11 protein-coding genes are annotated in these 14407 nt (G+C 36.2%); 4 read left to right on the top strand and 7 right to left on the bottom strand.

All coding sequences use genetic code 11. The features are described from left to right. Positions 1-155: 155 nt before the first annotated feature. The 3 genes from CLOS_RS12280 to ccsB all read left to right on the top strand — a co-directional run bounded on the left by CLOS_RS12280 (position 156) and on the right by ccsB (position 3431). The gene (locus CLOS_RS12280) at positions 156-1430 is read left to right on the top strand and encodes an ammonia-forming cytochrome c nitrite reductase subunit c552 (protein ID WP_012160202.1); all 1275 of its coding nucleotides are present in this window, start codon (positions 156-158) and stop codon (positions 1428-1430) included. A 58-nt stretch (positions 1431-1488) separates the two neighbouring features. After that, positions 1489-2532, top strand: coding sequence for a cytochrome c biogenesis protein ResB (locus CLOS_RS12285; protein ID WP_012160203.1), 1044 nt, complete (start codon positions 1489-1491; stop codon positions 2530-2532). Positions 2533-2594: 62 nt separating this feature from the next. Then, entirely contained in the window at positions 2595-3431 is an 837-nt protein-coding gene (gene ccsB / locus CLOS_RS12290) for a c-type cytochrome biogenesis protein CcsB (RefSeq protein WP_012160204.1), read from the top strand. Between the two features lie 176 nt (positions 3432-3607). Here the strand turns inward: ccsB and CLOS_RS12295 are convergent, their stop codons facing one another. The 5 genes from CLOS_RS12295 to CLOS_RS12315 form a co-directional block, all read right to left on the bottom strand. Further along, positions 3608-4309 carry a C-GCAxxG-C-C family protein gene (locus tag CLOS_RS12295; RefSeq protein ID WP_012160205.1) on the bottom strand — a complete coding sequence of 234 codons (702 nt, stop codon included), beginning with the start codon at positions 4307-4309 and terminating at the stop codon, positions 3608-3610. 419 nt (positions 4310-4728) lie between these two features. Continuing rightward, positions 4729-6081 (bottom strand): CCA tRNA nucleotidyltransferase, encoded by a 1353-nt coding sequence (locus CLOS_RS12300; RefSeq protein ID WP_012160206.1) that lies wholly within the window; start codon positions 6079-6081, stop codon positions 4729-4731. Continuing rightward, a complete protein-coding gene (locus CLOS_RS12305) occupies positions 6078-6575 on the bottom strand; it encodes a prolyl-tRNA synthetase associated domain-containing protein (RefSeq protein ID WP_012160207.1) in 498 nt (165 codons plus the stop codon). Before CLOS_RS12305 ends, CLOS_RS12300 begins: the two co-directional genes overlap by 4 nt. 17 nt (positions 6576-6592) lie before the next feature. Beyond that, positions 6593-7747, bottom strand: coding sequence for a DUF418 domain-containing protein (locus CLOS_RS12310; RefSeq protein WP_012160208.1), 1155 nt, complete (start codon positions 7745-7747; stop codon positions 6593-6595). A gap of 171 nt (positions 7748-7918) precedes the next feature. Next, a complete protein-coding gene (locus CLOS_RS12315) occupies positions 7919-9958 on the bottom strand; it encodes a methyl-accepting chemotaxis protein (RefSeq protein WP_012160209.1) in 2040 nt (679 codons plus the stop codon). Positions 9959-10121: 163 nt separating this feature from the next. Between CLOS_RS12315 and CLOS_RS12320 the strand changes: the two genes are divergently transcribed. Next, the gene (locus CLOS_RS12320; protein ID WP_012160210.1) at positions 10122-11762 is read left to right on the top strand and encodes an MBL fold metallo-hydrolase RNA specificity domain-containing protein; all 1641 of its coding nucleotides are present in this window, start codon (positions 10122-10124) and stop codon (positions 11760-11762) included. Between the two features lie 156 nt (positions 11763-11918). Here CLOS_RS12320 and ytvI read toward each other — a convergent pair whose 3' ends face one another. Both ytvI and nagZ read right to left on the bottom strand, forming a co-directional pair. Then, a complete protein-coding gene (ytvI, locus tag CLOS_RS12325; protein WP_012160211.1) occupies positions 11919-12998 on the bottom strand; it encodes a sporulation integral membrane protein YtvI in 1080 nt (359 codons plus the stop codon). Positions 12999-13140: 142 nt separating this feature from the next. Continuing rightward, the gene (gene nagZ, locus CLOS_RS12330; protein ID WP_012160212.1) at positions 13141-14397 is read right to left on the bottom strand and encodes a beta-N-acetylhexosaminidase; all 1257 of its coding nucleotides are present in this window, start codon (positions 14395-14397) and stop codon (positions 13141-13143) included. Positions 14398-14407 lie beyond the last annotated feature (10 nt).

The following is a 14407-nucleotide window of genomic DNA, read 5'->3' on the forward strand; positions in this document are numbered from 1 at the left end:
AAAACCACTGGTTATTACAGTCGTTCCACTTCTTTATTCTTTAATTGATCTAATCTCATGAAATTTATACACAGAGTCCCAATAAAATCAGTTATATAATTTGAAATTATTGGAATACTACTTAATACAAAATAATTACAGGAGGGAGAGCTCCAATGAATCCACATAGAAAATTGCTTATTTTAACGATGATATTTCTTTTGGTATTTTTCAGCACCATTGGCTGTAAAAAACAAGAAAATAACATAGGAGAGCCCAATGAAAACAAGAAACCTGAACAAAATGCCAAGATACCACCTCCAAATGAAATGATTTTATCAGCCGAAGCATGGAAAGATCAATATCCCCTAATTTATGAATCCTTACAAATGACTTCACGATTTAAAGATGGTGTCACTGAAGATCCAGAGCTGGGTGGCTCTCATCCGATTAGTTATCTAGAAAAATATCCGGATATAAAAATATTATACGATGGTATCGGCTTTGGAAAAGAATATTATGCAGCTCGGGGTCATTTCTATTCCCTTACGGATGTTATTAATACAGCAAGACCTAAGCCAGGTGCTTCCTGCCTTGCTTGTAAAACTGCTGATTATGAAAAGCTGCTCTTAGAATATAAGGATGAATTCTATGCCATGGACTTCCATAAGGTATCTCAAGAAATAGAAAATGGCATTACATGCTATACCTGTCATAGAAATGAACCGGGTAAACAAATTCAAACGACGACACCGCAATTTAATGCTGCTTCCAGTAAACTTGAAAAAGATTTAAAGCCTGGTACATTAGCCTGTGCACAGTGTCACGTAGAATATTATATGGAGCCAACAACAAAGGAAGTGATTCTACCTTGGGATCAAGGCTTAGAAATAGCAGAGATTGAAAAGTACTACGATGATTTAGATTATTACGACTGGAAGCATCCAAGAACAGGAACCCCTTTAATTAAGGTACAACATCCGGAATTTGAAACTTATACTGGAAGTATTCACGATAAAATGGGGGTTACTTGTGCCGATTGTCATATGCCAACAGTAGAAGAAAATGGCGAAAAGTATAAGTCCCACTGGGCAAAAAGTCCATTGAAAAATGTCAATGAGTCCTGCGGTACTTGTCATAGCGCTGAAATAGATGGATTAACTGCAAAAGTGCAATCCATACAAAAAGAGATCGATGATCAGCTACTGGAAATCGGTGCTATGCTTGTAACATTAGTTGAAGAGTTTGGCCACGTTTTGGAAAATAATAAATTAGATGATCCCGCAATGAACGAACTTTGGGATTTACACAGAAAAGCACAGTATCGATGGGATTTTGTCTTTGTCGAAAATAGTACGGGCTTCCATCATACTGAAAAAGCTAGAAATGCTTTGAAAGAAGCTAAGGATTATGCACAACAAGCGCTGGATAAATTAAAAGAATATCAATAAAATATTGGGGCTGTTTTATACGACGAAACAGCCCCTGATTAAATAAGGATGTGAGTCAATGAGTATTTCTTTGAAAAAAATATTCAATTTTTTAAAATCAATGAAATTTGGATTGTTATTGCTGGGACTATTGTGTTTCGTTGCTATCATTGGTTCTATTATACCCCAAGGGAGAGAAGAAGCCTTTTATTTGAATACCTATACTTCCCTATGGTCTCAAATCATCGTTTCCTTCAAGCTATACGACATCTATCATTCCTTAGGATTTATTCTAATCTTCTTTGCTTTAACCTTAAACCTATTTCTATGCAGCACCATTCGACTTAGGAAGCTTCTGAAACAAAATAGACTGAGCTTATTCGGCTCATGGCTGATTCATGTAGGCCTTCTTGCAATCATCATATCTTATAGCTACGGTCAATATACCTATTTCGATACTTATGCCTATGGTACTCCCGGCTCCACCCTAGCCGTAGCAGAGACGAATTTCTTTATGAAGATCAATGATTTTAATGTTGTGTATCGAGAAGATGGTTCTGTTCAACAGTATATTACCGATGCTACTTTATCGGACAAAGAAGGCAATGCTCTTGTTTCTGGAGAAATATCCGTGAACCATCCTATGAGATACGAAGGGTATACCTTTTATCAACATAGCACTGGCTGGGCTTCTGACATAGATGTATATAAAGATTCGGAACATATAACAAAGACAGTTCTATACGATGGCACTGCCTATGTGGATAATGAAGAATATCTCATCCTTCAGATGCATCATTTTTATCCAGATTTTATAGCTACAGAAGCCGGTTTTGCTTCTAAATCTAATCATTTAAACAATCCCAAAATACTCTATTCACTGTTCTACGGTGGACAAAGGGTGCTGATGAACGTGACTTCCTTAGATGAAGATATCCATTGGCAGAACTACACCTTTAAGTTCTCACAGCCTCAAAGGTATACTTATTTATCTGTAAATAAAATGAATGGGAAGGCCGGTGCAATGATAGGCTCCGGAATCATTATTTTAGGATTGTTCTTGGCTTTCTATGGAAAATCTAAAGAAATTATTTCTACAAAAAACAAGGAGGTTTCCATCTAATCCCTGTAGATGCATCACTTTTAAATCACTTATAAATCGATAAACTATATAGGAGGGTACCAATGTTAGGAGAAAATCAGAGTTTTTTTATATCAGTAGTATTATACAGCTTCGCTACAATGGCGTATTTTATTTTTTTCGTTTTTAGAAAGGAAAAATTAAGTAATTATGGGAGTATTTTTTTAAAAATAGGACTGGTTTTTCATACCATTTCTCTAGTCACTAGAACCGTGACTGCCAGTAGATTGCCAATCAGCAATCAATACGAATTTGCTATAAGTTTTGCTTGGGGAATCAGCATATTTTATTTGATATTTGAAAAAAAATATCGTTATCAAATATTAGGAACCTTCGCTACACCCATCATCCTGATATTGATTTATTATGCGGCGATGCAATCCAAAGATATTCGGCCTTTAATGCCCGCTCTTCAAAGCAATTGGATTGTGGTTCATGTTGTAACAGCCATATTTAGCTACGGTGCCTTTGCAATCGCCTGTGCAATTTCTCTCATTTACCTTATTCGAGATCACCTACACCATGATTCCTTTATAATCAATCATATCCCCAGTGCAGAGCTTTTAGATATTATGAGCTATCGAGCCATTGCTATTGGCTTTCTAAGTCTGACCTTCGTCATTGTAACCGGTGCTATTTGGGCAGAAAAAGCTTGGGGTAGATACTGGCAATGGGACCCTAAAGAAACCTGGTCCTTTATAACATGGGTAATTTATTCTATTTACTTACATGTAAGATTATCTAAGGGGTGGGCGGGTAAAAAAGCTGCTTGGTTTTCTATTGCTGGATTTGCTTCCATATTGTTTACCTATATCGGTGTCAATACTATTTTAGCAGGATATCATTCCTATTCACTTATTTTTCTTCCACCTTTATTCTAATCCTAGGTATGGGCATCTTTTCTATCTTACATGAAACTTCCACATACTGGACCCCTGCATACAATAACTCTGTATAAAATTTGTAGAACCAAATAGAAAGGTTGCTTAATGCTGTAAGCTAGGCATACTGTAGTATTCCTAGCTTACAGCTATTAATTTTCTCTCGTTATTTATTTCTAAACTCCAAAGTGTTTGTTTAATAGCTCAACGGTTTTACCTGCAACATCTCCAGTTAAACAGGCACATCTTTCTTTTCTTTTTGGATCATTCATGGCTACACCTGCTTTTTCCATAAACTTACTGACGGAATCAATGCAATTAACTGAATTAGCAACTGTTGTTTCTAACTTCATATCTGGCTGATATATTGGAAATTCTGTTTTTTGGTACCAATCAAATAATTCCTTTGTAACCGCCTTTGCATCCTCTGGTTCACATACAAGACCAATCGCTGCAACTGCTCCTCCTAATGATCCACAAAGTGATCCTATTCCATAGCCGGTGGTACCATTGGCAAACATATCTATAGGAATTTGATTAAATGGATATCCAGCACTATCCCCTAATTGACCTATTATTGCGTCTGCAACGCCTCTACAGCAGCCCCCTTTATTATAGTATCCTGCGTGCCCCCGCTCAATTGCAGTTGCAACATCTAGTTTTTGATATGCATAAGGATAGGATGGTGCATCCTTACTGGCTTCAACGTATTTATAATTTAATACTTCTTTAGAAGGGAGCTGAGCTGTTTCACTTGCACAAGCAGATAATAGTGTTGGAATTGTACCTAACATCGCTACGCCTACCGCTGATTTTCCGATTTTTTGAATCATTTCTCTCCTTGAATAGCTCCTAGCTTTAAAATTATTTTTTTCCATTTCTTCCGCTCCTTATTTGTTAATTTTTTATCACATTTTTATCTTAGTTTATTATTTTAAATAAGTCAATATAAGTACATCTTATATTTCTTTATGTAGCATAACAATATTTTATATATATTTAATTATATTTTCTATCATTTAAAATTCACATATCTATTGAAAATATTACTTCTGTAAAATTAAATCACCATTCCATAATTTATTTTTTGCTCCTATTTAATTTTTATATACTTAAGTTATGTTCTATTGTTTTTTTCTATACTTAGTTAAAATTTTATCATTATTTAGAGTTTGACACATCTCTTTCTAATGATTTTTTCCATTTCAATGGAAAGGATCAATTCTACTATAAAAAATCAAAAAAGCTCTTAGCAAGAGCTTTTTTAATAATATTTAATTTAATATAATCAGCAAAATTAGTTTAATTTTTCTCTAGCAATTTGTAATAAGGTATTGGTTGTGTTTAGTTCCGGATTTTCTAATACGATTTCCATTAGTTCATTTAATATTCTTCCAATTTTTTTTCCCTCCGGTACGCCCAATTCCATCAAGTGGTGTCCACTAATCTCTAAATCCTTTATGGATAAAGGCTGTTTCTCATGGAGTATCCGTTCAGCTCTCCTTTTTAAATCCAGTACATCACTGATATCATTCCTCTTAGAAGAACCGCCAATATCTGCAATCTGAAGCTTAAATAATCGGTGCATATTCGAAGGGTTCACCCTGCTGATCAACCTTTTGATGGCTTTATCGGATAATTTTTCATACCTTGTCATATGTTCCTTAACCAAGGCCAAGACTTGATCTATTGTACGATTATCATATTTAAGCCTTCTCATTATCTTTTGTGCCGTCTTCCAGCTTGCTACATGGTGCCGATAAAAATGTCCAATGCCACTTTCATCTAAGCTAAAGGTTTCGGGTTTTCCAATGTCATGTAATAGAGCAGCTAATCTTAAAATTAAGTCCTTTTCAGTCTGATCTACTACGCTGAGAATATGGTTGAAAACATCCTTGTCGTGGTGGGGACTATGCTGATTGAATCCCACACATACTTCCAGTTCGGGTAGGATATATTTTAAAAGATCCGTATCATGTAAAAGCACCAGCCCTCTTGATGGCACCTCCGTCATTAGGATTTTATTCAGTTCTTCCCGAATTCGCTCTGTACTAATCTTCCCAATATTGTGGGATAGTGCTCGAATTCCTTGGAATGTACGCTCCTCTAAAGTGTAGTCTAGCTGAGCGGAGAACCTTACTGCCCTTAACATTCTCAAATAGTCTTCGCTGAATCGTTCCAGAGGGTTTCCAACGGTTTTGATCTTCCGATTCCATAGGTCTTCCATACCGCCATGATAGTCGATTAATCCATCTTTATGGTGATAGGCCATTGCATTGATGGTAAAATCTCGCCTCTTTAAGTCCTCTCTTAACGAGGCGGTAAACTGAACTTTCTCCGGATGTCTTCCATCCCTATAATCTCCATCCACTCTGTAGGTAGTTACTTCATAGCCCACATGGTCAATTACCACCGTTACGGTTCCATGCTTTAAACCTGTAGGGATGACCTTAAACCCACTCAATAGTTCCATCATTTTTTCCGGTGTACAATTGGTGCAGATATCCCAGTCCTGTGGTGATTTATTTAAAATAGAGTCCCTTACGCATCCACCAACGATATATCCTTCATAACCATTTATACTGAATATATCCAATATCTGTTCTACCGCTTTCGGTATTTGAATTTTTATTTTAGAAATTTCAATCACTCCACATCTACATATTGCACAGTATTGCTACACCATTGAACATATCTTTGAAAATCCTCATAGGTAATCGTAATACTTGCTGTATTGATATTTGGATGAAAGGTTATCTTCTCTCTTTTCTGTAAGTCCTTATCAATTAATAACACCACTTCTTTATTCTCATCGTTAATCAAACCAAATGGAGAAACGGCTCCCGGTTCAAGTCCAAGATACTGCTCCATTCTATCTGGAGATGCAAAGCTTAATCTAGTGCTACCAATCTGTTTTGCTAAATCCTTCGTACTTGTTTTTTTACTACTTTCAATCACCACTAAATAATGTTGGTCTCCCTTGGAATTACGCAAGAATAAATTTTTACAATGGGCGATGTTATCACCCTTTAATTCGTGTTCTTCGATCTCCGCAATGGTATATACAGCGGGATGAGTATATCTATCATAAACAATATTTAACATATCCAGTGTTTCGTAAACCTTTTTTTCTCTGATATCCATCCTCAGTGCCTCCTAAATCATTCATTTTTCTTTGTTTTATTATAGTAAGTAGCATATCTCCATAGCCATTCCAGTGGCCCCATTTTATGTGTAGACAACCACCACTTACTAAATTGAATCTGCCCTATATAAAAAATGGGACAATATAAAAGCCCTACCCATAGTGGGATCTTTGCTGTATTTTTAAATACCATAGAAAAAACAAAAATACTAACTACGGTCTGTCCAATGTAATTGGTCAATGCCATTTTTCCAACATAGCTAAATGACTTTAATCTCTTACGCCACTTTTCCTTTCTCAGAAGCAATAATATTGTCGTTACATAAAAAATTGCCATGGTTTTTCCACTGAACCAAACAAAAAAATATTGATCGAGCTGTCGGTATGTAGAGGATTCTAAGTATAGCTTAACCATCGGAATAAAACATAATACAGATACGATTAAAGATACGATTTGCATCTTTCTCAATATGCCAGCCAATTCTTCGATCCTAGAAAATACATCTTTCTTGCCTACATAGAGACCGATTAAAAATAAAGATAGGATTTCTGGAGTAAGGATGATGCCATTGGCAACTGCTTGTGTTCCAAATAAGTTGACCCTCAATAGGAAATTATCTGTAAAGCTTCGCAAATAATTGTACACCGGTAATTCCTCTTGCAATAATGCCGTTGTAGAAATTTGTTCTAGTACAGTCGGTGAATATATGATGACATTCAAAGCAAAGGCAATACATAACAGCACCACGGCCCAAGTCAGTATGGTCTTTGGTTTTTTGTTATAAAATAAAAGGAGCCATATTCCGATTAATGCGTAGGTGTTTAAAATATCACCATGCCAGAACAAAATAAAATGAATCCCTCCAAATATAAACAGGAAGAATAATCTTCTAAAAAATAATTTGTACATTTTATCGCCTCTAGCCTCTGCCCTACTCATAAAAATGTAAAAGCCTAGACCGAATAAGAAGGAAAAGATGGTGTAGAACTTTGTCTGTATCAACATATTATAAATCAATCGAACCCACCCATCCATACCCATGTATTTAATGGACACCATGGGTGCTACCAACATTTCTGGTAGGTTGACAAAAAATATACCTAAAATTGCAATCCCTCGAATGATATCAATCTCTATAATTCTTTCCTTTTCCTCTATGGATTTTAGCACAATGCTCCCTCCCCTTATCCTTTCTCATTTTAATAAACGCCATTTTAACTGAATCTTATTTTATTTCTATAAAGATGGTTAAAAACCTTTATTTGCGCCTATATTATTTCCCCTTGGATTGTAGATAAGAAAGGAGCCTCCATATGAATGAAAGCCCCTCTAGATTCTATATTAAACACTAAACCTTGAAACAGACTGTACCAATTTTTCTAATCCTTCTGTGATTCCTTCAATCTCACCTACGATTTCATTGGACATTCCCATAATATCCGAGTTTATTTGTGCAATATTCGTTGTCCCATCCGCACCTTCATTGGTAGCCATGGTGACTTCATTAATTGCCGTTCGCATGGCTTCTGTAGAAGCTAATACATGCTCCGATGTGACGGTGAAATTCTTCAGTATATTTTCTACATACAGGGCATCTTTACTGTATTGCTCCCCTGTTTCCGCTAGGATCTTGTAATCCTTAATTACCTGCTGATCCATAAATCCTAAGATTTGTTCCGAGCTTTCAACAAGATTATCTACAGCTTCTAGAACCACAGTAGTTGTGTCTTGAATTTTCGTAACAGCCCTTTGCGAATCCTCTGCAAGCTTCCGAATCTCATCGGCTACTACAGCAAAACCTCTGCCTGCTTCCCCTGCTCTAGCCGCTTCGATGGCTGCATTCAGCGCCAATAAATTCGTCTGGGAGGTGATCATTAGGATTGCATCAGAAAGAACCTTGATTTCTTCAATGGCCTTTGAGTCTGAAATCGCCTTCACCAATTTTCCCTGGGTTTCTTCATACATCCGATTTGCAGTTTCTGAAGAGGTCATAGCGTTATTTTTTAAGTTCTCTGCTCTATGACTGATTTCCTTCGCCGACTCTAAGCCTTCTTCAATCTGCTTTGCCATGCTTCCAAGAGCATTTTCTATCTCAACAGAAGTTGCATTCATTTCCTCCATGGATGCTGCCGTTTCTTCCATTCCTGCTGAAAGTTCCTCTGTCGTTGCAGAAACTTCTTCAATGCTTCCATTGAGATGATGGATATTCTGCTTTGTATTATCAATTGCCTCTATGATATGATTGGTTTCATTCATAATATTCGTAATCACCGTTCTCTGCGAATCGATCATCTGATTGAAACCATTTGCTAATCTACTGATTTCATCCGTTGAAAAAGTCTTTGCTTTCACTCTCAAATCTCCATCCTTGGCTTTTTCATAAGCCTCTAATAATGCAGGGATTGGCTTTAAAATTCCATTGGTTAATAAATAAAGAGCAACTGCTAATACCACAACTGCTAGGGATATACTAAGGATAAAGATATTACGAAATGCAATCAGTGTTGCCTCTGCTTCCTCAGCAGGAACCACCAATACAGCATCCCATTGACTTGTTCCAATGGGCGTATAGGATATATATGTTTCTTCCTTCTCTATGAGGAATTTATCCGTGTAGGGCGTCCCAGATTTAATAATTTCCGCTACATGCTCCCAGCCATTGCCCAACGCCTCGATCTTCTTTTCCAGGATCATTGCTTTATTATTGTGATGCACAAATCTGGACTGGCCATCTAAAAGAATCGAATATCCACTCTCTCCGTATTTAAAATTACTCATAATTTCAGATATTCGCTCTAATGTAATATCAATTCCAGCAACTGCAACAATCTCTTTCTTATCATTATAAATAGGCCTGCTTACAGTCACTACCAGATCTCCAGTGATTGCATCGATATATGGGTCTGTAATAGCAGTGTCTTTTGTCTTTACAGCCTCTTTGTACCAGCTTCTATCTACAGTGCTGTAGTCTGGAGCCGTTACAAATTCATCATGGGTAATTAAATGATTAATCTTTCCTACCCCTATATAAATATTGAGTATATCCCCATTGGTTTCTTTGATTCTTAGTAAAGTATTTACTAAGTTTCTATACCCTCCAGCCTCCTTAACAGTCTCTTGGGTCATATCTTCTTCTAGAAAGTCCTTGATGTATTGATTGATATCTAATTGTTCAATATTGGTATCGGCAGTGTTTAAAATCTCCAAGGTTCTCATGGCAATATTTTCTCTAGCATAGTCTAATTCTTGTTTAATATTATGTACTAGGGTGTTTTTAATATTATTATAAATGATTCCAGCTACTCCAGCAAAAGCAACAATTACAGTAATTATGACAACAAAAAATATTTTAGCTCTGATACTTGTTTTTTTCTCCCTCATTTTGCAATATTCTCCCCCGCCACATTAAATTTTTATAATTTTCCATCATTATATCATCTTTTGTCGTAAAAGCATAGTTGTGAAAAAATCCATATATTATAACTTCGGTGATTCTACTTTTTTATTTTTGGTATAATATGATTAGAGAGGGGAGATTACGCAAATGAAAATTGAATTTTTAGGTGCAGCAAAACTTGTTACAGGTTCCAACATATTAGTGACCACAGGTAAGTATAAGGTCTTATTGGACTGTGGATTATTTCAGGGAAGTGAAGATTTAGAGGAGCTCAACAAAGAAAAATTTCATTTCGACCCATCGGATATTGACTTTTTACTATTGAGTCATTCCCATATCGATCACAGTGGTAGAATTCCAAAGCTGGTGAAAGAAGGTTTCAGGGGAAAGATCTATTGTACGAAAGCCACGAAGGATTTATGTGAGATTATGTTAGTGGATAGCGCTCATATTCAAGTAAGTGATACAGAATGGGAAAATAGAAAAGGGAAGCGTTCTGGAAAAGCACCTGTGGAACCTTTGTATACTGTAGAGGATGCCTTATTAAGTCTCCGATATTTTGAATCCGTGCTATACGATCAGAAAGTACAAATCAACGAAGAAATCTCCGTTCGGTTTCGAGATGCAGGTCATATCCTAGGCTCTTCCATAGTGGAGCTATGGATTGAGGAAAATGATGATACTGTAAAAATAGTTTTTTCTGGCGATCTCGGTATGCGCAATAAGCCACTGATCCATGATCCTGAGTTCATAGAGGAAGCAGATTACCTTATTCTGGAGTCCACCTACGGTAATAGAACCCATGAAAATGTAGAGAAAAGAGTAGAAAAGCTTGTCGATGTGATTAATAAAACAGTGTTAAGAGGTGGAACCGTATTGATTCCTTCCTTCGCTGTAGGAAGAACCCAAGAGCTAATTTACGAGTTAAAACAGTATTATGAGAATAATAAGGAACTGGAACAATTTATGAGGGTACCGATTTACATCGATAGCCCTATGGCAATTTCTGCGACACAAATTTTCAAAAGAAATTCCTATGCTTTTAATGACACTGCAAAAGAGCTCATCTTAAGTGGTGACAATCCTTTAGATTTTGAAAATCTTTATTTTGTTCGGGACTATAAAGAATCTATGGCCCTAAATAATTCAGATTTTCCTAAAGTGATCATCTCTGCCAGTGGTATGTGTACTGCCGGGAGAATTCGCCACCATTTAAAGCATAATCTATGGAAAGCTAAAAATAGTGTTGTTTTCGTCGGATATCAAGCAGTTGGGACTTTAGGGCGTATTTTAAAAGATGGTGCAACATCGGTAAAAATTTTAGGAGAAAATATTGCAGTGCTGGCTGAAATTCATAGTATTGAAGGGTTTTCTGGGCATATCGATCAGCCCGGCATTTTAGACTGGCTCCAAGGTTTTAAGAAAAAACCGAAAAAAATCTTCCTTGTTCACGGTGAAGAAGATTCCTTAAGCACCCTTTCGGAGCTAATCAATGAAAGATACAATATTCCTACTGTCATTCCGAATATGGGCTATACTTTTGAAATAGAGAAGGATGTGCTGAAAGCTCACTCTGGTGAACTATTAGAGCCGATTCAACGAAAAGAAAATATCAAGAAGGAATTGCAAGAAGTATACGATCAATTTGAAAATCTTTCTTCACAAACGAATAAATTGATTGATGATGCTCTCCTAGAAAGAAACTATGATGCATTGAAAAATAAACTGATTGATCTACAGCAAGAGCTTCTAGACTTAGGTATGATCCTTAGCAATAAAAAGAAATAAATCATTGTAAACAATACCTCCACTGTCCAAAACACTTATCCTTTTGGAATAGAAAAATCCATCGTTCAAGAAGATTTTCACTTCTTTGAACCATGGATTTTTTCGGTACACAATGCTACTTTATACAGTATTCAACAACCTTTTATACCTTCTGGTTTAATGATAAAACTTTATCTTGTTGCTATCATTCAACTGCTTGATGATGATGGCCACAATGGGTGCTGTCATAAACCCAATAAAGCCAAAGGTTTTGAAGCCTACAAACATAGAAACAAAGGTGACCAACGAGTTTAGTCCGATCTGCTTTCCAACAATTTTTGGCTCCAGGGTATTTCTCAGTATATAGGAAATCAAATAGATGATTAAAAGTCCGATTCCTACTGTACTCTGCCCTATGATGATTTCATAAATACCCCAAGGAATTAGGATTCCGCCAATTCCGATTAATGGAATAATATCTAAAATTGCAATGATCGACGCAATGGGGATAGCATGGTCAATTCCTAGGATCATAAAACCGATGCACATTTCTATAAAAGCGATAAATAATAAGATAAAATATGCTTTTGCCATTTTAAAGATGGTATCTACCAATATTTTTTTTACATCACTTAAAATGCTCCGGATACTTTTAGGAATCTGTCGATTTAAAAATGCTGAAACATTATCGTAGTCCATGGTTATTAACACGGAGCAGATGATGGAAAATAAAAGCGTTATAAAGTAAATCGGTATTTTCTGTGCAATTCCTGTGATACTGAACAGTACAATCTTAGAAAGACTACTTACGACTTGCGTCACCATAGATAGTACATTATCAAACACATCCGATATCAATGCAGCAACTTCAGGAGAAAGATTGTTGATAAAGGATATGATCCAATCATTTGCGGCCGCAATCATAGGCTCTATGCTGTCGATATATAAAGTTGGAAATAAATTGATAAATTCATAGATCAATCGCCATAAATTAATCACAAGAAAACTTGCAACACCGATTACAACGACATAAAAAAATGAAATGACAAAAATAGACACACTTTTATTTTTGATTTTAGTAGAACGCTCAATAAAATCTGCCATAGGCTTTAATAGATAGGCAATAAAAAAACCAATGATAAATGGCATCACCCAGCCGAGTACATGCTTAAAAGCAAGATAGATCAGACCTATGATAATTGCAGTATAAATTGTATTGATAATAAAACGTTTCTTATCGTCCAACGTCAAGTTCATCACCTCTTCCTTAGATATACTATATATTACCATAAATTTCAGATAAGTAAAACATATTTAATATTAAGATAAATAAACTATATTTCTATTTTATTTTTTATCCAGATAGTCCATTAAGGTATTAAATAAAGTAACTTTTATATTAATTTATTTTATCCATCACCTTATCTATTCGATCATTTATCTTTTGCACATCCATGCTTTCTACCAAAGTATTTTTTATATTATATTTATTTTTCAAACTTAAAATTCGATGTACACTCTCATCCAGTCGATCCATCTTGATACGTCCTTCTTCTATCCCTTTTTTTATCCCATTGAACGCAGCAATGGCGTTCTCATATTGATGCCCTACTAAAATAATATCTGCACCAGCATTGATAGCGCTGACTACGGCAGCGGCCATATCGTAATTCTTTGATATAGCGCCCATGGTCATATCATCCGTAATTACTACGCCGCCAAATCCCAGATTCTCTCTTAAAATATCTGTAATGATAACTTTAGACATGGAGGCAGGTTTTTCTGCATCAATTTTTTTTAAAAGGATATGGGCAACCATAACAACCTCCGCTCCCTCCTCTATGGCCGATTTAAATGGAGCAGCTTCGAAGTCCATGATCCGCTCTAATTCATGGTGAATAATGGGAAGTCCAATATGAGAGTCCACCGATGTATCGCCATGGCCTGGAAAATGCTTCACGACAGGTATCACACCTTCCGATGCCATTCCTTTCATCTCTGCAATTCCCATTTTAGAAACAATATCTGGAGTCTTTCCAAAAGAACGCTTTTCAATGACAGGGTTTGCAGGATTGCTATCGATATCCAGTACCGGTGCAAAATTCATATTATATCCAAAGGACTTTACCATAGCCCCCAATAAATTACCAACCTCATAAGCTAGATCTACATCTTCAGTTTTTCCAATAGCTCTGGCTGTAGGCAGTTTTTTTACCTCCTTTGGACTTCTACTGACAGCGCCCCCTTCCTCATCTACGGAAATGAATAGGGGAATATTATTGGCAGTGTTTGATGTTTTCAAGGCGTTCGTTAGATCTAAAAGCTGCTTGGTTCCCTTTACGTTTCTACCGTACAGTATAACTCCGCCCACACGATAGTTTTGTATTAGGTCTGCCGTAGGGTCATTCATATCGTATCCATCTATGCCCACTAAAAGCAACTGTCCTATTTTCTCCTCTAACGACATTTTGTTTATTTTTAATTGAATCTCATCTACAGGCTTCTCTTCTACCTCCTGATCATCCTCTTCTTTATCTACAATCATATGCTCTTCTTGTGAATTCCCTTCTTCCACTTCCCCATTTTTTTCTTTGCTGCAGGCAACCATAAAAATTATTGAAATAACCAGCATGAGAGATATTATTTTTTTGATCATCCTATTTCCT

It is taken from the genome of Alkaliphilus oremlandii OhILAs, from assembly GCF_000018325.1.
GTDB classification, from domain to species: domain Bacteria; phylum Bacillota; class Clostridia; order Peptostreptococcales; family Natronincolaceae; genus Alkaliphilus_B; species Alkaliphilus_B oremlandii.

What these genes read in the sequence shown, in the direction of transcription:
- CLOS_RS12305 (WP_012160207.1), bottom strand. Translation starts at nt 6,575, where the DNA reads ATGGATATCAGAGAAAAAAAGGTTTACGAAACACTGGATATGTTAAAT.
- CLOS_RS12280 (WP_012160202.1), top strand. Translation starts at nt 156, where the DNA reads ATGAATCCACATAGAAAATTGCTTATTTTAACGATGATATTTCTTTTG.
- CLOS_RS12320 (WP_012160210.1), top strand. Translation starts at nt 10,122, where the DNA reads ATGAAAATTGAATTTTTAGGTGCAGCAAAACTTGTTACAGGTTCCAAC.
- CLOS_RS12315 (WP_012160209.1), bottom strand. Translation starts at nt 9,958, where the DNA reads ATGAGGGAGAAAAAAACAAGTATCAGAGCTAAAATATTTTTTGTTGTC.
- ytvI (WP_012160211.1), bottom strand. Translation starts at nt 12,998, where the DNA reads ATGAACTTGACGTTGGACGATAAGAAACGTTTTATTATCAATACAATT.
- ccsB (WP_012160204.1), top strand. Translation starts at nt 2,595, where the DNA reads ATGTTAGGAGAAAATCAGAGTTTTTTTATATCAGTAGTATTATACAGC.
- CLOS_RS12285 (WP_012160203.1), top strand. Translation starts at nt 1,489, where the DNA reads ATGAGTATTTCTTTGAAAAAAATATTCAATTTTTTAAAATCAATGAAA.
- CLOS_RS12295 (WP_012160205.1), bottom strand. Translation starts at nt 4,309, where the DNA reads ATGGAAAAAAATAATTTTAAAGCTAGGAGCTATTCAAGGAGAGAAATG.
- nagZ (WP_012160212.1), bottom strand. Translation starts at nt 14,397, where the DNA reads ATGATCAAAAAAATAATATCTCTCATGCTGGTTATTTCAATAATTTTT.